Annotated in this window: 24 protein-coding genes and 1 riboswitch; of the genes, 8 read left to right on the forward strand and 16 right to left on the reverse strand. The window is 42.3% G+C overall.

Annotated features, from left to right (window positions below):
- Positions 1–65: 65 nt before the first annotated feature.
- Together bshB2 and ISX45_RS18040 are read right to left on the reverse strand one after the other, a co-directional pair.
- Positions 66–719, reverse strand: coding sequence for a bacillithiol biosynthesis deacetylase BshB2 (gene bshB2, locus ISX45_RS18035; RefSeq protein ID WP_194519570.1), 654 nt, complete (start codon positions 717–719; stop codon positions 66–68).
- Between the two features lie 18 nt (positions 720–737).
- Positions 738–1082: a YojF family protein gene (locus ISX45_RS18040; protein WP_181557155.1), complete on the reverse strand. Its 345-nt coding sequence runs from the start codon at positions 1080–1082 to the stop codon at positions 738–740.
- 175 nt (positions 1083–1257) lie between these two features.
- Here ISX45_RS18040 and ISX45_RS18045 point away from each other — a divergent pair, with 175 nt between their 5' ends.
- Positions 1258–2028: an arginase family protein gene (locus ISX45_RS18045; protein ID WP_181557156.1), complete on the forward strand. Its 771-nt coding sequence runs from the start codon at positions 1258–1260 to the stop codon at positions 2026–2028.
- Between the two features lie 83 nt (positions 2029–2111).
- Here ISX45_RS18045 and ISX45_RS18050 read toward each other — a convergent pair whose 3' ends face one another.
- Positions 2112–2384 (reverse strand): acylphosphatase, encoded by a 273-nt coding sequence (locus tag ISX45_RS18050; RefSeq protein ID WP_181557157.1) that lies wholly within the window; start codon positions 2382–2384, stop codon positions 2112–2114.
- Between the two features lie 102 nt (positions 2385–2486).
- Here ISX45_RS18050 and ISX45_RS18055 point away from each other — a divergent pair, with 102 nt between their 5' ends.
- Positions 2487–3251 carry a DUF4397 domain-containing protein gene (locus ISX45_RS18055; protein ID WP_228485586.1) on the forward strand — a complete coding sequence of 255 codons (765 nt, stop codon included), beginning with the start codon at positions 2487–2489 and terminating at the stop codon, positions 3249–3251.
- A 92-nt stretch (positions 3252–3343) separates the two neighbouring features.
- Here the strand turns inward: ISX45_RS18055 and ISX45_RS18060 are convergent, their stop codons facing one another.
- The 11 genes from ISX45_RS18060 to ISX45_RS18110 form a co-directional block, all read right to left on the reverse strand.
- Entirely contained in the window at positions 3344–4090 is a 747-nt protein-coding gene (locus ISX45_RS18060) for a sirohydrochlorin chelatase (RefSeq protein WP_194519571.1), read from the reverse strand.
- Positions 4091–4101: 11 nt separating this feature from the next.
- On the reverse strand, positions 4102–4881 hold the full coding sequence (gene cobA, locus ISX45_RS18065) for a uroporphyrinogen-III C-methyltransferase (protein ID WP_181557160.1): 780 nt from the start codon (positions 4879–4881) through the stop codon (positions 4102–4104).
- A gap of 25 nt (positions 4882–4906) precedes the next feature.
- Positions 4907–5119: a DUF3906 family protein gene (locus ISX45_RS18070; RefSeq protein WP_181557161.1), complete on the reverse strand. Its 213-nt coding sequence runs from the start codon at positions 5117–5119 to the stop codon at positions 4907–4909.
- Between the two features lie 11 nt (positions 5120–5130).
- Positions 5131–6756: a nitrite/sulfite reductase gene (locus ISX45_RS18075; protein WP_194519572.1), complete on the reverse strand. Its 1626-nt coding sequence runs from the start codon at positions 6754–6756 to the stop codon at positions 5131–5133.
- Positions 6757–7362, reverse strand: a complete 606-nt coding sequence (gene cysC / locus ISX45_RS18080) for an adenylyl-sulfate kinase (RefSeq protein ID WP_194519573.1) — start codon at positions 7360–7362, stop codon at positions 6757–6759.
- A 13-nt stretch (positions 7363–7375) separates the two neighbouring features.
- Positions 7376–8536: a sulfate adenylyltransferase gene (gene sat / locus ISX45_RS18085; RefSeq protein WP_181557164.1), complete on the reverse strand. Its 1161-nt coding sequence runs from the start codon at positions 8534–8536 to the stop codon at positions 7376–7378.
- 50 nt (positions 8537–8586) lie between these two features.
- On the reverse strand, positions 8587–9660 hold the full coding sequence (locus tag ISX45_RS18090; protein ID WP_194519574.1) for a sulfate permease: 1074 nt from the start codon (positions 9658–9660) through the stop codon (positions 8587–8589).
- A gap of 14 nt (positions 9661–9674) precedes the next feature.
- The gene (locus tag ISX45_RS18095) at positions 9675–10379 is read right to left on the reverse strand and encodes a phosphoadenylyl-sulfate reductase (protein WP_181557166.1); all 705 of its coding nucleotides are present in this window, start codon (positions 10377–10379) and stop codon (positions 9675–9677) included.
- Between the two features lie 114 nt (positions 10380–10493).
- Positions 10494–10610, reverse strand: a complete 117-nt coding sequence (locus ISX45_RS18100; protein WP_228485735.1) for a YezD family protein — start codon at positions 10608–10610, stop codon at positions 10494–10496.
- Positions 10611–10829: 219 nt separating this feature from the next.
- Positions 10830–10940, reverse strand: a riboswitch (SAM riboswitch).
- A 395-nt stretch (positions 10941–11335) separates the two neighbouring features.
- Positions 11336–11599, reverse strand: a complete 264-nt coding sequence (locus ISX45_RS18105; protein WP_194519575.1) for a peptidoglycan-binding domain-containing protein — start codon at positions 11597–11599, stop codon at positions 11336–11338.
- 401 nt (positions 11600–12000) lie between these two features.
- The gene (locus ISX45_RS18110) at positions 12001–12225 is read right to left on the reverse strand and encodes a DUF1128 domain-containing protein (RefSeq protein ID WP_181557235.1); all 225 of its coding nucleotides are present in this window, start codon (positions 12223–12225) and stop codon (positions 12001–12003) included.
- 129 nt (positions 12226–12354) lie between these two features.
- On the opposite strand from ISX45_RS18110, the gene ISX45_RS18115 reads away from it, so the two are divergent.
- From ISX45_RS18115 to ISX45_RS18125, 3 genes are read left to right on the forward strand one after another with little or no spacing between them, the layout of a single operon-like run.
- Positions 12355–12825 carry a low molecular weight protein-tyrosine-phosphatase gene (locus ISX45_RS18115; RefSeq protein ID WP_181557168.1) on the forward strand — a complete coding sequence of 157 codons (471 nt, stop codon included), beginning with the start codon at positions 12355–12357 and terminating at the stop codon, positions 12823–12825.
- A 22-nt stretch (positions 12826–12847) separates the two neighbouring features.
- The gene (locus tag ISX45_RS18120; RefSeq protein ID WP_194519576.1) at positions 12848–13132 is read left to right on the forward strand and encodes a hypothetical protein; all 285 of its coding nucleotides are present in this window, start codon (positions 12848–12850) and stop codon (positions 13130–13132) included.
- A 14-nt stretch (positions 13133–13146) separates the two neighbouring features.
- Positions 13147–13980 (forward strand): YihY/virulence factor BrkB family protein, encoded by an 834-nt coding sequence (locus ISX45_RS18125; protein ID WP_194519577.1) that lies wholly within the window; start codon positions 13147–13149, stop codon positions 13978–13980.
- Between the two features lie 226 nt (positions 13981–14206).
- On the opposite strand, the gene ISX45_RS18130 is transcribed toward ISX45_RS18125, so the two are convergent.
- On the reverse strand, positions 14207–14353 hold the full coding sequence (locus ISX45_RS18130) for a BH0509 family protein (protein WP_181557171.1): 147 nt from the start codon (positions 14351–14353) through the stop codon (positions 14207–14209).
- Between the two features lie 116 nt (positions 14354–14469).
- Positions 14470–15618: an MFS transporter gene (locus ISX45_RS18135; RefSeq protein WP_194520750.1), complete on the reverse strand. Its 1149-nt coding sequence runs from the start codon at positions 15616–15618 to the stop codon at positions 14470–14472.
- Between the two features lie 82 nt (positions 15619–15700).
- Between ISX45_RS18135 and ISX45_RS18140 the strand changes: the two genes are divergently transcribed.
- The 3 genes from ISX45_RS18140 to ISX45_RS18150 all read left to right on the forward strand — a co-directional run bounded on the left by ISX45_RS18140 (position 15701) and on the right by ISX45_RS18150 (position 18200).
- Positions 15701–16105 carry an OsmC family protein gene (locus tag ISX45_RS18140; RefSeq protein ID WP_181557173.1) on the forward strand — a complete coding sequence of 135 codons (405 nt, stop codon included), beginning with the start codon at positions 15701–15703 and terminating at the stop codon, positions 16103–16105.
- Positions 16102–17157, forward strand: a complete 1056-nt coding sequence (cax, locus tag ISX45_RS18145; protein WP_373367383.1) for a calcium/proton exchanger — start codon at positions 16102–16104, stop codon at positions 17155–17157. The genes ISX45_RS18140 and cax overlap by 4 nt, the downstream gene beginning before the upstream one ends.
- A 254-nt stretch (positions 17158–17411) precedes the next feature.
- Positions 17412–18200 (forward strand): YfkD famly protein, encoded by a 789-nt coding sequence (locus tag ISX45_RS18150; protein WP_194519578.1) that lies wholly within the window; start codon positions 17412–17414, stop codon positions 18198–18200.
- The last annotated feature ends 18 nt before the right edge of the window (positions 18201–18218 follow it).

Consider the following 18218-nt stretch of genomic DNA (forward strand, 5'->3'; position numbering starts at 1 on the left):
AGGCACAGCTAGTAGAAACAAGCATTTCTCGTTGGAAGAGGAGATACCCGCTCTCCTTACCTTTCTTAATGATTCCACTTATACGTCCAAAAACGCTCTGTTTTGAGCCATTCAAGCGCGTCTTGGCCTCGTTTCGCTGCTGCTTTCATCAGTCCCTCCGTTTGCGATCGATGCGCTTGGATGGCTGCGATTTTTTTGTCAATGACCGCGCTGACATCACGGACGATGTCGGGGTGTCCGAGTTCTTGTTCGCAGTTTTTCGCGAAAGCGATGCAATGGACGGGCGGACGCTTTTCTAGCGGCAGGCGTTCGAGGGCGCGGATGACCGCGGCACCGCACGCGTCATGGTCGGGATGGACGCTGTAACCGGGATAAAACGTAATGATCAGCGACGGATTCGTTTCAGAGATGATTGCGCCAATGTGGTCAGCAAGCATATCTTCGTCTTCAAATTCAATCGTTTTGTCTCGGAAGCCGAGCAAGCGCAAATCGCGAATACCAATCGCTTGGCATGCGTCTTCTAACTCTTTTTTTCGAATGAGCGGCAGCGTTTCGCGATTGGCAAAAGGCGGCGTTCCCATGTTTCTCCCCATTTCTCCAAGCGTCAGGCAAGCGTATGTAATCGGTGTTCCATCTTCCGCGTGCAATGCTAATGTCCCAGATACACCAAACGCTTCATCATCGGGATGTGGAAACACGACCAATATATGTCTTTCCATTTTCAACATCCTTTCATTTTAAAATGGTTCATGGCTTAACTGTAACGCGACAGCGAGTCTTCCTTCGTAATCGTGGCCTGCCAACAGTAATTGTCCTTTGTCCGTGACTTCCCAATCCGTCAAACCTTCTGCATACACCCAGCCAAAATCAAGCTTCAATCCGACGCGGTAAGGTCCTTTTCCAACAATTTTTCCGTGGCTAAAACGAATACGGCCGTTGCGAATGTAAGCCCCCGCTGAGAAAAATCCTTCATTATGGTGCGACGCATACGCTCCGTTTGTTGTTTCTAAATGTAAATACACATCTTGATTCGCAAAACGATTGAGAACAGTCTGTACTTCTTGAATGTTAATTGGCTGCAAAAAAGCTCCCTCCTCGAGCCTCATTTTTTACTATTTTACATGAAAGAGGCACACAAAAGGAAACATTTCGCCTGTACGAATGTTTTTGTTTATAATAAAAAAGAAAGATATGCGAAAACGTAGCTTCATAGGTTTAGAAACTTGCACCAAAATGAGGATGAAAGAGGTGGTTTCGATGAGTTTTCATGGGGAAGGTGTAACGTTTTTAAACATAGATGGCACTTACGTTTCGCAGCAACAACTTCTTCGCATGCCGCATGAATGGATCGATTTGACGGATGTAGCTCATACGAATTTGTATTGTGAAGCTGAGTCATTGCGTGAACTTGAAACGCGTATCCGTCAACGCACTCGAAGAGGACTTGTCTTCATCGGTAGCGGAAACTATCATTATATTTCTTATTTGCTATTAAAAGAGATCAAGCAACCATTTACACTTGTCTTGTTTGACTACCATACTGATATCGGAACCGAGCAGGAAACGATGATTTCGTGTGGTTCATGGGTTTCTTATGCATTAAACAATATTCCTTTACTGCAGAAAGTAATTATAATAGGACCAATATTGCAGCAACATCCTCGTTTTTCTTCTAACATCACGATCTTTCCGAATGAATATCCATTGCTTTCTCCAAAACTTCTTTTGTCCAATATTCCATCTGAGTCTGTTTATATTAGTATTGATAAAGATGTGCTTTGTCGCGATGAAGCGGTGACAAATTGGGAACAAGGAACGATGACATTATCGTCTTTACTGGCATGTCTACATCAGCTGCTGTCTTACAAACGGGTAGTCGGTGTTGATGTGTGCGGTGAGTATCCGCAAGCTTCAATTGATGTGCTCCATCCGGTTTGCCGTGAAGCAAATAGAAAAAACGAGCATGCGAACTTGCACATTGCAGAAACGTGTCTGCAACATGTTGCATCACATCCGCGCTTTGCTTAATATCATTCTCACGCATTAAGCCCGGTCTTTTGCTTAAAAAGAAAAACCGGGCTTTTTTTTGTAAACGTGCGAAGGATAGTATATCAATAAATGATCCGAAATGTTTTTTCATTAGGGATGGGGGTGATGTCTTTTATTTCGATATTTGTTACTTTCGCAAACGGCGATCCTTCGTGCAGTTTTTCAATAAAGGATTGAATGGCTTCTTCGTTACCTTGTACCTCTAATTCCACTGTTCCGCTCTCATTATTTTTGACCCAGCCAGTTAACTGTCGTTTTGTGGCTTCGTATTGAGTAAAGTAGCGAAAGCCGACCCCTTGAACACGACCGTCAACGATGGCATGCAACCGTCTCATTTTCGTTTCCTCCTTGCATTTCTTTACAAAAATCATACAACAGCCCAAGCTATTTTGCATACGTTGAATACGTGAAACGATATTGAGTTTGACGGAGGGAAGATGATGCATCATCAAGAAAAAGCCACCGGTATGTACGCGCAAAAAGCGGTGATGTATGATTTGCTGGCTTGCTATTATAAATACCGTGATCCTCAAAAGCATATGATGTATTACCAAAAGCATTACGAATATATGAAAAAGCTCATGGAAGCGTACCATGAGCGTGAACAAGATGAAGATGTAAAAACGGCGATGGTCCGCGTATTCCATGCGTCACCAACCGCAACAGCAGTCGATGTGTATGTGAATGGACAAAAAATTCTTCAAGGATTCAAATATAAACAAATAAGCCAATACGTCAAAGTTCCGACCGGAGAATATCGAATTGAAATTTATCCATCCGGACAAACAGATCGCCCTGTACTCAGGCAAACTGTCTATATTTTACCAAGCTTGCGTTATACACTTACTGTCATTGATACAGTCGATCGGTTGCGGTTATTTTCATTTTTTGACAACCCATACGTATCGTATGGAGAAACGAAAGTGAGATTTGCTCATTTATCTCCTAACGCCCCGGCAGTTGATATCACGGTGAAAGGGAGAGATGTGCTGTTTGACAATGTACGTTACAGACAAGTAACCGATTATAAAAAAGTACCAGTGAATGAACGGTTAGACTTAGAAGTGCGTCTAGCAGAAACGAGTGAAGTCGTCTTACTGGTACCAAATGTGCGATTTGGCGCAAATAAATCATACACAATTGCGGCAACAGGATTAGTGAAAGGATCACCAGAATTAAAAGTAGTCTTAATGGAAGAATAGGTGAAGGTGAGGACAGTGAATGAAAGTGTCCTCGTTATTAGTATGAAGGAATTACATGTTGATAGTGAAAAAGAACAAGGATATCTGAAACGTCAGACACCCTTGTTGACTAGGAGCAGCCTGTTCACTTTTTCTTTCACAATTTCTTCAAGGAGGGGATGGTACCCTAAATAGTTGCATAAAATCCATTGTTTGTTGGACGACGAAAGGGAACGGAGCTTTGTTTCGATTGTTTTCATTAATACACCCGTAAATAATAAATAAGGAACGACGAAAATGTTTTTGTACGAAGAGCGACTTGCTTCGCGCAAACCATCTTGAAGAGATGGTCGAATGGCGGCTAAAAAGCATACATCGACACGCGGAACATTTGTTTTTTCTTGAAGCAATTGTGCGATAGTGGAGATATCTCGCCTTGTATCAGGGTCGCTGCTGCCTCGCCCGACAAGAAGAATCATTGCATCATCATCGGGCGATACGGATTGCTCAGCGATTCGTTCGGTTACAATTTGTATCATTTTTTCATGGACGCCGAATGGCTCGCCTAGAATGATATCAAGATGAGGATAGCGCTGTTGAGCTTTTTTGATTTCTTCTGGAATATCGTGTTTGGCGTGTCCTGCTGCCAAAAGCAAGACAGGAATGACGGCGATGCGTGTCGCTCCCTTATGGACGCATAGATCAATTCCAGTTGCAATATCCGGTTCCGTCAGTTCAATGAAGCATGTCTCTTGAATCGAAATATCGATGTTCGCTTGACATCGTTTTACAAATGCAATTGCTTCTTCACAGGCTTTCGCAATGCGACTGCCATGGCAAACGTATAATACGGCTTGCATGATGCACCTCGTTAAAATGCTTCGTTAGCGAGTGGTTGTTGTTGCAGTAATAGTTGTTCAAACCATTGGATTTTTTCTCGCAATGTGACAACTTCTCCAATAATAATCATGCTTGGATTTTTGATTTGGTGTTCGTTGACGACTTCGACAACCGTACCAAGCGTGGCAGTCACTGTCCGCTGTTCAAGTAATGTTCCCCATTGGATAACGGCCACCGGAGTTGTAGGTGATTTTCCATATTTCATCAACTGGTCACGAATGTATGGAAGGTTACTGATTCCCATATAAATTGCTAACGTATCGATGCCCTTTGCAAGGCTTTCCCATTTTATTTCTTCATGGCTTCCGTCTCGCTTATGCCCCGTAATGAAGGCAACGCTTGAGCTGAAATCGCGATGGGTAACAGGAATGCCGGCGTAAGCAGCTGCTGCAATCCCGGAGGTAATACCAGGAACGATTTCAAACTCAATGCCGTGTTTCACAAGTGCTTCTGCTTCCTCACCGCCTCTGCCGAATACGAATGGATCGCCCCCTTTTAAGCGAACGACTGTTTTTCCTTTTTTTGCATGATGGATAAGAAAATGATTGATTGTCTCCTGTTGCATCGTATGATAGCCTGGCAGCTTTCCGCAAAAAATGAGTTCCGCTTCCTTTTTGGCGTATGCTAACAATTCCTCATTAATGAGACGATCGTATAAAATGACATCGGCTTGTTGGATATATTTGAGTCCTTTCACGGTAATGAGTTCCGGATCGCCAGGACCAGCTCCTACCAAATACACTTTGCCCATCTTCGTTCAGCCCTTTCCTTTTCGATTAACGGCGGGGTTCACGATAGACAATGAACCCACTGCCGCGACGAATCGGTTTTTTTTCATGAAGAGAAATATCAATAAAGTCAGGTATTTTTAAAAAATGTTTTTCTAGTTCTACTTCAACGAGACGAAACGCTTGTTCATCATCGTGTGCCGCAATGACCACGTAAATGATGTCTGTTTGGGTTGTTACTTCAAACCGATAAAGATTCATCATTTCCACCTTTAAGCAACAGTGCTTAGTTGTTGTAAAATGCGGTCTAACTCAATTTGTAGAGTCTCTAAGCCGACACGATCAAGATAGTCTAAAAACGCTTCGCCCGGTAGTTTTGTTTCTTTGAAATAGGTTAGTAGTTGTAAAAGTACTTCTGGAAGTTGTTCGGCGTCAACTTTCCCTTTTAATTTTTCGTTGAATTTGCCTCCGTTTCGTAATGTACCGCCGACGTAAATTTCGAAAGCTTCAACCATACCTTTGTCCTTTGTCTTCATTTTAATTCCTTGCAAGCCGATGTCGCCGATTTGTCGCTGACCGCATGAGTTTGGACAACCGACCATATGGATCCGTACCGGAACATCAAGCTCCAGATGGTCATCTAAATATTCCGCAATGCGCCGCATCCGCTCTTTTGTTTCAACGATTGCTAAGTTACAAAACTCTATGCCAGTACAAGAGACGGAATAACCGACGAACTTTTTGGGACGAATGGTAATCCGCTTAAATACTTTTTCTTGTAGCACCGCATCGACATTTTTATCTGGAATATTCGGAATAATTAAGTTTTGCGAGTTACAGAAACGAACTTCGCCGTTACCGTATTGACGGGCGATTCTCGCAATCTCAAACACTTCATCCGCGCTTAAGCGGCCGACCGGTACGTTAAAGCCGATATAGTTGAGCCCTTGCTGTTTTTGTGGATGAACGCCGTAGAAGTATCCTGCGTTCCAGCCTTTTTGCACATCTTCTCCCTTAGATGGAAGCGGACCAGTGAGTTCGAGAAGCTTTTCTTTAAATTTTTCGACGCCCCAGTCAGCGACAAGGAATTTGAGGCGGGCGCGATGGCGTTTTTCGCGATAACCGTAGTCACGGAAAATGGTTGTTACAGCGATCGCCACATCTTTCACTCGATCCGGTGTCACGAAGACATCAAGTGTTTGTGCAAGATGTGGAGCGGATGATAAACCGCCGCCTACTTTGACATGGAAGCCGAGTGTTTCTTTTCCGTCAATCACTTTTTTCGCCGGCGTAAACGAAAGGCAATGAATCTCGGCATTGGCCGTATTATAGACGTTTGCGCTGATGGATATTTTATATTTGCGCGGTAAGTTTGAGAAATCCTCATTATGTTGGAAAAACTCGTATACTTCCCGAACGATTTCTCTTGTATCGAACAGCTCATCTGGGTCGATACCAGCGATCGGGTTGCCAACGATATTGCGGGTAATGTCACCACAGGCGCCGGCAGTGGACAACCCAACCCGTTTTAATCGGTCGAAAATGTCAGGAATTTGCTCGATTTGCAGCCAGTGAAATTGAACAGCCTGACGGGCTGTAATGTCAAACAGGCCACGACCGTAATCACGAGCGATTCCTGCTAATGTTTCTAGTTGTTCGTTATTTAAAATGCCGGAAGGGACGCAAACACGCATCATAAAGTAGCCAGCTTCTTTTGGGCGCTGCAAGTAGAGACCCGCCCATTTAAAATAATCCCATTCCTCTTGCGGAATGGATGCGAACCCATGTTCAGCATAGTATGGAATGTCTTCGAAAATTTTTAGACCATCTTTTTGTAATTTTCTCAACTCCGTTTTGTTTAAATTTGGATTGTTGGCCCATACTTTTTCATATGCCATTTATGACTCCCCCTTAATAAAATGTCGATCGCGCAAGTACGCAATCACTTTATTTACACACTCCTCAATGGAGTAAAGGTGTGTTTCAATCGTTAATTCGGGTGAAACCGGCTCTTCGTATGGTGAATCAATGCCGGTAAAATCGCGGATTTCACCGTTTCGAGCTTTTTTATACAGCCCTTTTGGATCACGTTTTTCACACTCTTCCAGCGGGCATTTCACATAAATTTCAATAAACTCATTATTCTCAACTAAACTGCGAACGAGTTCCCGGTCTTGTGCAAAAGGAGAGATGAAAGCCGTTAAGACGAATTGACCGCTATCGACGAATAGTTTGGCGACTTCGCCGATACGGCGAATGTTTTCAGTACGGTCTTCGGCAGAAAAACCTAAGTCTTTATTTAAGCCGTGCCGAATATTATCTCCGTCTAATACGTAATTTTGAATGCCAAGCTCAAATAGTTTTTTCGAGACAGCGTTGGCCACGGTGGATTTACCGGAGCCGGAAAGGCCTGTAAACCATAAAACGCAGCTATGATGACCGTTTCGCTTTCGCCGGTCTTCTTTTGTAATTGTGGTGTGATGCCAGACAATGTTCGTGCTCAATGTAGCTCCCCCTTTAATGAGTAGAATGGGAAACGGCTTCGCGTTGCTGTAATCCCTTTATGAGTACTTGAACAACTTCAGGGCGGCTGAATGTGCTTGGAGGTACTTGGCCGTTCCGCAACATTTCGCGCACTTTGGTTCCGGATAAAATGACATGGTATTCACGGTCATGCGGGCATGTTTTCGTTGATGCCATCGCTTCGCATTTCGTGCAATAAAAGCTATGTTCAAAAAATAGCGGAGTAATGCCGAGCTCTTCTTGTGTGAAATTCAAGAAAATTTTTTGGGCATCATATGTCCCATAATAGTTGCCGACACCGGCATGGTCGCGTCCGACGATGAAATGGGTGCAGCCAAAGTTTTTGCGTACCATCGCGTGGAAAATCGCTTCGCGTGGTCCGGCGTAGCGCATCGCTGCTTGGAAGACGCCAAGAAAGACTCGGTCTTTCGGATAATAGTTTTCGAGTAACACTTGATAGCTTTCCATACGAATATCGGCCGGAATGTCATCGGATTTCGTTTCACCGACCAGTGGATTTAAAAATAAACCATCAACAGTTTCAAGAGCGCATTTTTGAATATACTCGTGAGCTCGATGGACTGGGTTTCTGGTTTGGAAGCCGACGACGGTTTTCCAGCCAAGTTCGGCAAAATGCTTTCGTGTTTCCACTGGGTCGAAATAGAATTGAGCAAATTTGCCTTTATTAGTGCGTTTGACAAGGGTTATAGGCCCGCCGACATACACGTTCGGTTTTTCAAATAATTTCTTTACGCCTGGATGATTTAAGTCATCGGTTTTGTAGACAAGGAGCGCTTCTTTTTGTTTATCCGGTTGATAAATTTCTTGAACCTCGATGACTCCGTATACGTCGCCATCATAAACAAGCTTTACCGTTTCGCCGACGGAGAGCTCTTTTGCCTTTTCTTCGTTGATGGCAAGCGTAATCGGAATGCTCCAAACGGTACCGTCAGCAAGGCGCATCGTTTCAACGACTGCATTGTAATCTTCTTTTCTTAAAAATCCGGTAAGCGGGCTATAGCCACCGATTCCGATCAGTTCAAGATCGCTTAGTTCTGCGTTGCTGAGCGGAATTTCTTTGTGAAGGGAGTCAATAGGATAATCGGGATTCCAACGGTTGATTAATGTTCCTCCATGTGGAATGCTTACGCTCATTTTTCATTCCTCCTAGTATATTATTCGTATTGGATAACTATGCTTTACTATTAAATGCCACTGCCATCTTCATATAAAGACCGATTTTCTTCGGCCATCGTTTTCTTTAAGCTGATGATGCCAAGAGTGGCAAGACAGACGCTAAAAATCGCTACGATCGTGTAAAGGTCGCTGTCTAGCAGTAATTTGACGAGACTGTAAGAAATAACAAGCGAAAAGATCGGTGAAATAAGCCAAACTTTTAATAATTGAATGACGACTCGTTTTTGCCAAATGTAAAATCCGGTTTTCGCCGTACCGATGCCAATGATGGCTGATGTCGCAATTTGTGTTAATGGTACCGGTAATCCAAAAATGGATGAGATGATGACGAGAATGGCACCGGTACCGGAAATAGCGATTCCTTCAAACGGAGAAAAGTTGGTAATCTTTTTTCCGTTCGTTTCAAGCACGCGCCTTCCTAGTAAAATGGCACCTAACGCAACGAACAATCCGCCGAAAATCGTTCCGTCTGTCACGGAAATTAATCCGGCACCGACTAGTGGCCCCACCGCATTAGCAACGTTGTTCATTCCGGCTGAAAATGCCTCGAAAAAGCCGGTAATAATGAGTAGTGTCATAAAACTTTTTTGCCACGTTCCTTGTTCGACTTGAGGATACTTTTTCTTGAGCTTTAAAAACCATTTGCCGACGACGAAGGTGAACGCGAACGCGATAATGGGAATGATCACCCAAATGGAAGCAATGAAAAGAAGTTTTTGCACGTATAAAGCTTGATAGGCGACTCCAACGCCGACAATAGAGCCAACAGTAATTTCGCTCGTTGATAAAGGAATGCCCATAATGTTCGCTGCAAATAAGGAGATTGCTGCAGCCGTTAAAATAATAATGACAATTTTAATCGTTAAAATGGATGAAGGAATAATGCCGGAGCCAATGGTTTTGACGACTTCACCTCCGCCGAGACTTCCAAGAAATACACCAAGGCCGCAAAGAAGAAGGGCGATATACTTTTGTTTAATTGCTCCGGACCCATAAGCAACTCCCATTGCGGCCGCCGCTCCGCTTGCCCCAATGTTCATCGCGAAGAAGAAGGAGACGATAAAAGCAATGGTGATTAACATGTTTTCGGCTCCTCCTATGATTCATGAAGACCGCATTCGATTTTTTCATGTCCGGCCCATCTTCCCGAGCGTAAGTTTTCTAAATCATAAACAGGGGAAGTGCATGGTTCGCAGCCGATGCTTGGATAGCCTTTATCATGGAGCTCGTTGTACGGAAGCTCATGCTTATGAACATAATTCCATACATCTTTCCATGTCCAATGAATTAATGGACATATTTTAATCGATCGGAATTTTTCGTCTTTGTTTAAATACTCGACATGTCGACGTGTGGACGATTGTTCGCGCCGCAAGCCAGAGATCCAAGCGGACACACCGGTTAATACTTCACGCAACGGCACGATTTTGCGCAATTCACAGCACTTATTCGGATTATGTTTCCACAATTCATCACCAAATTGTTTTGCCTGCTCGTCAAGTGATAAGTTTGGTTGTTTCATAATGATGCGAAGAGATGGATATTTCTTTTTTACTTTTTCAATCGTTTCATAAGTTTCACGAAAATGAAGCCCTGTATCAAGAAAGACGATTTCGGCATCCGGTTTTACTTTGGCGATCAAATCGATTAAGACGATGCCCTCAATACCGAAGCTACAGGCATATACGATATCATCTTGATAATGGTCATATGCCCAAGCCAAAACATCTAATGCTCCTTTTGTTTCATTGTCACTTGAAAATGACGGTTTTTCTTCGTCCCACGTATGATACGTTAACATATGTTGTTCCCCCTACATGTGATTGCTATAAAAAAAGGCGATCTTCCCCTCTATGGTTTGCATGCAAAAAAAGGGAAGCCGCCTCTAGTTTGTCTAGTCAGCGTACTTTTTAATTTATCTTAATCTTACTTTCTCGTTTTTTTCCAGCTGAATAATTTTACCGTCTTGAATAACAAGAGTAATAGAACCAAACTTCATGGAATCTAACATTTCCTTAATTTTTGTAAAAATGGTCTCGAGTTGTTGCTGATCGTTGCCCACAACAGTCCCTCCTTGCCATCTTGGCTTTTCTTATTGTCTAGCTCGGCAGTTAGCTCTTCTGAGTCCAATCGCTTTCACGCCCTGAAGCGCACGTGAAGAACAATAGGATCGAGAGAGAATCACACTGCCTTTGACTTTGATAATAAAAAAACTTTCCATTTCGGAAAGACTGAAGAGGTAACGTATTCTACCTTATCTCCCCAAAATGGTTCCCATTTGGCTGGATTTAGCACCTTGCTTCTGAAGAAGTAGGTTGCCGGGGTTCATTGGGCCAGTTCCCTCCGCCGCTCTTGATAAGTATGGAATTGACTAAAATTTTAACATAATTCTTTCAAAAGTCAACCCGAGTTTTTCGATAGGAATTATTTTTAGATAGAATAAAAAGGGAGGAGAATGAAAAAGAAACCGCCCTCTTGAAGCGAACATTGTGGCTATAAAGCCGCTGTTTCATACGTTTGATGAGAACGCTCACTTGTGCTGTAGTTCCATACGCATAAATTTTTCTTGTATTTGCCCTATAAATCCCGCAAAGCGGTATACATAGGTGGAAAGCGTCTCCGTTTGCTTTTCGTAGATGACATCCATACATTTTGGGGCAAAGCCGAGATGTTTTAATGCCCGCTGTAACATTGCGCCTTTGTCGCTTTAATTGATAATGGGAATTCCTGATGATGCAGCCGCTGTTTTACGATTTCTTAATGTTTCAGATCTGGCAATTCCATCAACGCGGAGACCGTACGCTTTGGAAAAGCCATAACCGCATCTTCTGTTTCTTCACCAAAAATGCCATTCGCTCCATACCTAGGAAGAGGGAAGACAAGGCGAATGAAATCTTCTTGAATTTTTTTCACAAAAGGTCTGTGATTTCTGATTTTTACAAGTAAATGTGATGATGCTCCTTTGACCTGTGGTTGCTTTACTGTTTTTTCGTCTCTTTGTTGGAATGTGTCTGTTTCCATCCTGAATACATCCATCCTATGTCACACTATAAAGACAAAAGGCGTCAACCGGATTGGTTCCTCGTTCTGGATCTAATGTGCGATGCGCGACAATGTGTTTCGTTGGATCGAGTCCGAAGATATGCATGGTGCCAGACATAAAGCTTGTGCGCCTCATAAAAAATTAATACGTTTCCTGTAACGGAGTTCCATCCCAATGAGCCGGGATTTCATGTTGGTTGACGATAAAAACTTGACATTTCTAATTTTTCGCTTGAACGCGTATTTCTGTAGTTGATATAATCTTTTGTCATTTCGTACACCATGTTTGTCCATTCTTCTTGGCACTGTACGTGTGTTTTAGCGTATGTGACAATCGCCAAGTTTGTTAAAATAAAAAAGGACGGAATGCTCCATCCTTTCTATTTTTTTCGTAAATTTCCCAACTCTTCCGCAATGGCTTGCATTTCGCTTGGGCTAAACGTTGCTTTTTTCATGACCATCTCGTAAATGTCTTTTAACTCGTCATACCATTCTTCGGAAAAATGCGACGGTTTAATGGCATCGAAGTTTAATACTTTCAGTTTCTCTTTTATTTTTTCCACCATATATTCAACATTTTCAAAGGATTTCTTCGATAAATCCATTTTTGTCATTCCCTTCTTCTTCATAATTACGTTTATTGTAACACACATTTTAGACAATAAAAGTAGTGAAAGGTATGCATCGCTATTTTAATTTTGTTTATAATGGGTATCGAAGGGAGATGTAGAAATATGGTGAAAGTGCTATTTGTCTGCTTAGGAAACATTTGCCGTTCGCCGATGGCGGAGGCAATTTTTCGGGATTTAGTAAGAAAAGAGGGGCTAGAGGGAAAAATTACTGTTGATTCTGCCGGAACGGGAAACTGGCATATCGGGAATCCACCGCATGAAGGGACGCAACGAATTTTAAAAGAAAATAACATTGATTTTACGGGAATCCAAGCACGGCAAGTCAATGAAGAAGATTTGCAAACATTTGATTATATTATCGCGATGGATGCAGAAAATGTCGGAAGTTTACGGCGTTTAGCTGGTTATAATAAAACAGGATTCATCGGTCGCCTTCTTGACTTTGTACCAGATAGTGATATGGTTGATGTACCAGATCCATACTATACTGGAAATTTTACAGAAGTATACGAATTAATTCAAAAAGGGTGTCAACATTTGCTTGAAACGATAAAAAAAGAGAAAGGACTCTAGCCAGAAAAGGGGAGAGGAGAAAGTGAAAAAAAGCTCTAAGTTATGGCGAAATGTGATGATCGGTGCTGCGATCGGTGCTGCGATTTCGCTCTTTGATCGAGATGTGAGAGCATCACTATGGCAACATCGGACGGATGGCATACGCCAATTGCGCCAACGCATACAACAATATCGTCAATCGCTCGAATCATTGAGAGAAGATGTAATATTTACAGCAGAAAAAATAAAAGAAATAGCGGAAAAAACCCCTGAAATCATTGAGATATTAAAGGAGACGTACAGTTGGAATCCCCAAACGAAAAAGTGAAGGGGGAACAGTCCATGATGATTAATTTGACATTCATCCGTGAAATGGCGAGACGATTTCACGAGGATGAAATTCCTCGCTTATCAGCGGAGTTAGCGTATTTTTTTCTTCTTTCTCTATTCCCTTTTTTAATTTTCTTATTTACATTGTTGGCCTACCTTCCTTTGCCGCATGAGGATGTCTTGTCGTTAGTACGGCAATATGCGCCAGAGGAAGCGATCCATTTAATTGAGGCGAACATTCACAAAATTATGGATTACCAAAATGGAAAGCTTTTGTCCCTTAGTATTATTGGTGCGATTTGGTCAGCTTCTAATGGAATGAATGCGATTGTTCGCGCCTTTAATCGCGCTTACGATGTTGAAGAAAATCGGCCGTTTTTCATTGCGAGAGGCGTTTCGATATTACTTACGGTTGGCATGATTTTTGTCATCATTGTCGCATTATTGCTTCCCGTTTTCGGGAAAACGATAGGGCTGTTTTTGTTTTCTGAGTTTGGCTTTTCCCATACATTTTTAACGATTTGGAATGCGTTTCGCTGGGCGGTCAGTTTTGTTATTTTATTTATTGTGTTTACGGCTTTATATTATTTTGCCCCAAATAAGCGACTGTGCTATGCCGATGTCGTTCGCGGCGCTCTGTTTGCGACGATCGGTTGGATCATTACCTCGCTTGCTTTTTCCTATTATGTCGGTAATTTTGCGAATTATACCGCCATGTATGGAAGTCTTGGCGGCATGATTATTTTAATGGTTTGGTTTTACTTATCCGGAATGATTATTATTTTGGGCGGTGAAATGAACGCAATTTTCGATTGCGAGCGTAAGGGAAGAAAGCGAGAGCGTTAACATGTACAAACTTCCTTTCATAAGCAATGAGGAACAGGAGATAGTAATAACTGTAGGCCGTTTTATTCAAGATGAGGAGGGCTTCTGAATGACGAAGCGTACGAAAAAAGACGGTGGCACAAAGCAAAAAGGAAAAAATAAGCCAAAGCATAAAACAAGCAGCAGTGCCAACGGACAAAACGGATATCATTAAAAAAGAAAGGGCTGTCATATGTCGACAGCCCTTTTATTCAGCAATTTCTTCATAATGGTAATATGTCTGATTATAAATGTGTTCAATTTCGGCATCGGTCATGTAGACGAGCTGTTCCCGTGCGATTCCTTTCATTTTTTCAATAAAATCAATCATATTTTTCCGTTCCGCTCTACTCATTTGCCATCGCTCCTTTATTCTGTTTTAAAACAGTTTCTTTTTATCTTGCTTGTATTATATAACAGAACAGAAGAGCGGTCAACACCATTTTTGAAAAATAAGCAAAAAAATTGAGGTCATTTAGCAGCGACCTCGTGTTTCTTGTTATATAACAACATAATAAAAACAAAGAAAAGAAGAAAACTGATCGTAATAAAAAAGCTTCCATTTTGCTGATATTGCATAACTACTCCTGTAATAAAAGGACCACTCATGCTTCCAACGCTATAAAGAATGCCACATAGAAGGTTCCCAGTTGGCAATAGGTGCTTTGGAAGCAAGTCAGCCATATACGCAATCCCAAGCGAAAATAAGGAGCCGACAAACATTCCGGCAACAAAAAAGCAAGCAAATAAACCAATAAGTGAATGAACGAACAACCATGCGATTAGAAAGCTCGCACTGCCGATCAATAAAGCAAACGCAACAACGAATTTCCGTTGAAACCGATCGCTTAATAAGCCAAGCGGCAGTTGAAAGACGATACTCCCGATGGAAAAGGCGGGTAAAATGATAGAAACGTGCTGGATGGAAATGTGTTCCCTTAGGGCGTAAACGGGAAAAATTCCATGAATCGATGCTTCTAAAAATCCGTATGCCAATGGAAGTAATAAAGCGACCCATGCATATTGCCACACATTGAAAAAGCGGCGAAACGTATCAAAAAAGCGGGAGTGTTCTTCTTCTGTCTCCGGATGTTCATTTTTCAATAAAAACACGGTGAGCCATCCAACCAAGCTGAGCAACGATGACAATAAAAATGGCAATGCCTCGTTTATTTCTACGAGTGATGCCAACAGCGGCCCAACAGTAAATCCGATTCCAAAAAACAATCCATACAATGATAGGTTGCGACCGCGTCGATGAGGAGGAGAAAAATCCGTAATCCACGTTTGCGTCGCAAAATGAAGCATATGGTCGCCGATGCCGATCAGCAGCCGTAATAAAAACCAAAAGAAAAATGAATGCCATAGTGGAAATAAAGCGAGTGATAGTAGTACAATAAAACCACCCAGTATAATAATGAGGCGGTATCCATATTTTCGCAACGGCTTTTCCATGAAAGGCGAGATAAGTAATACCCCGATATATAACGATGTTGCATGTATCCCATTTACCGATGAGGAAACCCCGTTTTTCTCTAATAAAATGGAAATTAGAGGAAGGAGCATTCCTTGAGACAAGCCGGAAATTGCAACAATACTGACTAAAATCCAAAACCGCATCATGCATACCCCGTTTTTCAAAAATACTATCTACCATAGTACATCGTCTCTGATTTGATGACAACAAAAAGAGGTGACACAAATGGAATTTACGATGAAAGAAGTAGGGTTTCAAACGACGTTGCCGTACGGAGAATTACATGTTGCTGGCGACGAAGCATACGGCTTTCGTCCTTATCAGCTGCTTGCCGCTTCCATTGCTGTGTGCAGCGGGGGCGTATTGCGAAAAGTATTAGAGAAAAAGCGGCTGCATGTGGAGGATATGACGATTCGTGCTGATGTCAAAAGAAACGAAGCAAAGGCGAATCGGATTGAAAAGGTTCATCTTCATTTTGTCATTCAAGGAAACGGGTTGCGTGAAGAACAGATAGCGAAATCGCTCGAGGTGGCGAGAAAAAATTGCCCGATGGTTCAATCTGTAGAGGGAAGCATTGAAGTAACGGAATCATTTGAGTTAGTCACAGATAGAAAGGTTGAATGCGGATGATAAACAAAGTGTTTTCGTTGATCGTGCTGATTGGTGTGCCGCTATCGGTCATAGGAGGGCTCCTTCATTGGCCGGCTGTGATTATGTTTGCTGTTTACTGCTTAACGATTATTGGATTAGCAAGCTATATGGGGAGAGCAACCGAAAGCTTAGCGATTGTCGCGGGTCCGCGCATTGGTGGTTTGTTGAATGCGACGTTTGGTAATGCTGTTGAATTGATTATTTCGATTTTTGCATTAAAAGCAGGGTTAGTCGAAGTCGTGCTCGCGTCACTGACAGGTTCTGTGCTCGGGAACTTATTGTTGGTGGCGGGATTATCCTTTTTTGTGGGAGGACTTAAGCATAAGCGTCAGGAATTTAACGTATACGACGCGCGTCATAACGCCGGATTGCTAACCTTTGCGATTTTGGTTGCTTTTGTGATTCCAGAAGTGTTTTCTATCCATATGTCAAAGGCGGAAACGTTATCGCTCAGCGTTGGCATTTCTATTATTATGATTGCTCTTTATTTGGCGGCTTTATATTTTAAACTTGTCAGCCATCGCGGGGTATACCAACATAAATCAGATGAAGTGGAAGAACACGAAGAACCGGAATGGACGAAAGGAAAATCGATTGCTATTCTAGCGCTCGCGACTGTAGCGGTTGCTTACATATCGGAGAAACTTGTTCATACATTTGAAACTGTGGCAGAATCGTTTGGCTGGAGTGAACTGTTTATCGGGATCATCATTGTCGCGATTGTCGGCAACGCAGCGGAGCATGCTTCCGCGGTCATTATGGCGTACAAAAATAAAATGAATGTAGCTGTGGAGATTGCGATCGGTTCGACGCTGCAAATTGCGATGTTCGTCGCTCCGGTGCTTGTGCTCGCGTCGCTTTTGTTTCCAACAAGAATGCCGCTCGTATTTTCACTGCCGGAATTAATTGCAATGGCCACTTCAGTGCTATTAACGATCGTACTTTCCAACGATGGAGATACGAACTGGTTTGAAGGAGCCACTCTGCTTGCTGCTTATACGATTATGGGCATTGGTTTTTACTTATTATAGAGAAGGAAGTTCATTTCAAAAAAGGGGACTCTGTGAAAAAAACAGAGTCCCTTTGTTATTTGGGCAAAACATGTATCAAATAGGAGGAAAAACATATAGATCTTCATGAAAAGAATGACTTACTAAATAATATAGCATACTACATTTATTTTATGAATATTCTGAACAAAAATAATAAATTTTTTCTTTATGGATAAACCGCCTTTTTTTGAAAAAAATAACGTTGAAAGCAGCTATGGAAAGGAGTGCACAAGATGAGAAAATGGAGTTTTTGCTGTCTCATTAGCGTATTTATTGTATATTCATTTGCTTTAGCCGCCGGCGCTGCTCCAAAACAGGCAGTCCCCAACTCGATTGTAGATATATCAAAGGAAAATACGTATCCAAATCCAACGCAAGACTTACCTTATTTACAGCCAAGCAAGTTTGCCAAACAACTCACTAACTCATCTAACGCAAAAATCGAAAATCCGGAGCTCATTCGCTTGTTAAACGAATCATCGGTTTCAAGTACACCATTTGCCATCGGGTATCGTGCGACCATTTATTTAGGACAGTGGCCGCTGAACTACCAATCATTAGAGACATCGACAAACTGGGAATACCAAAAAATAAATACAAACGTGTTGGACAACCGGGGCGGCAATGCGCCGCAAAAACTTTATTATAAGCAAGAAACACTAAAACATGTACGCGGCGGATTAACAGCCCAAGTTCCGAACGAAGAAGCAGTAAAAAAGATGATGTTGCTAAAGGCGATGAAAAAAACAAACTTGCCACTGGCGTTTAGTACCGTTGTGGGGATCGGAACAAAAAAAGAGCAACCGTATCAAGTTCCTGTCAAAAAACTTGGATATTTGTATGCATATGCCCCAGCGGTAAACGAAAAAGGGAAAGTCACATATGGGGAAGTATACATCGTCTTAAAAGGGAACAAAAAGAAAATCGTTGTTAAAAATGTGACGACCCAAGGAGTCGGTGCATGGATTCCTGTACAAGATCGGCTTTCTTTCTCGTTTACCGTGAGCGACCAGCCTAGATAAAAACGTCAAGGGAGAACC

The sequence above is a fragment of the Thermaerobacillus caldiproteolyticus genome, assembly GCF_015326725.1.
Classification (GTDB): Bacteria; Bacillota; Bacilli; order Bacillales; family Anoxybacillaceae; genus Thermaerobacillus; species Thermaerobacillus caldiproteolyticus.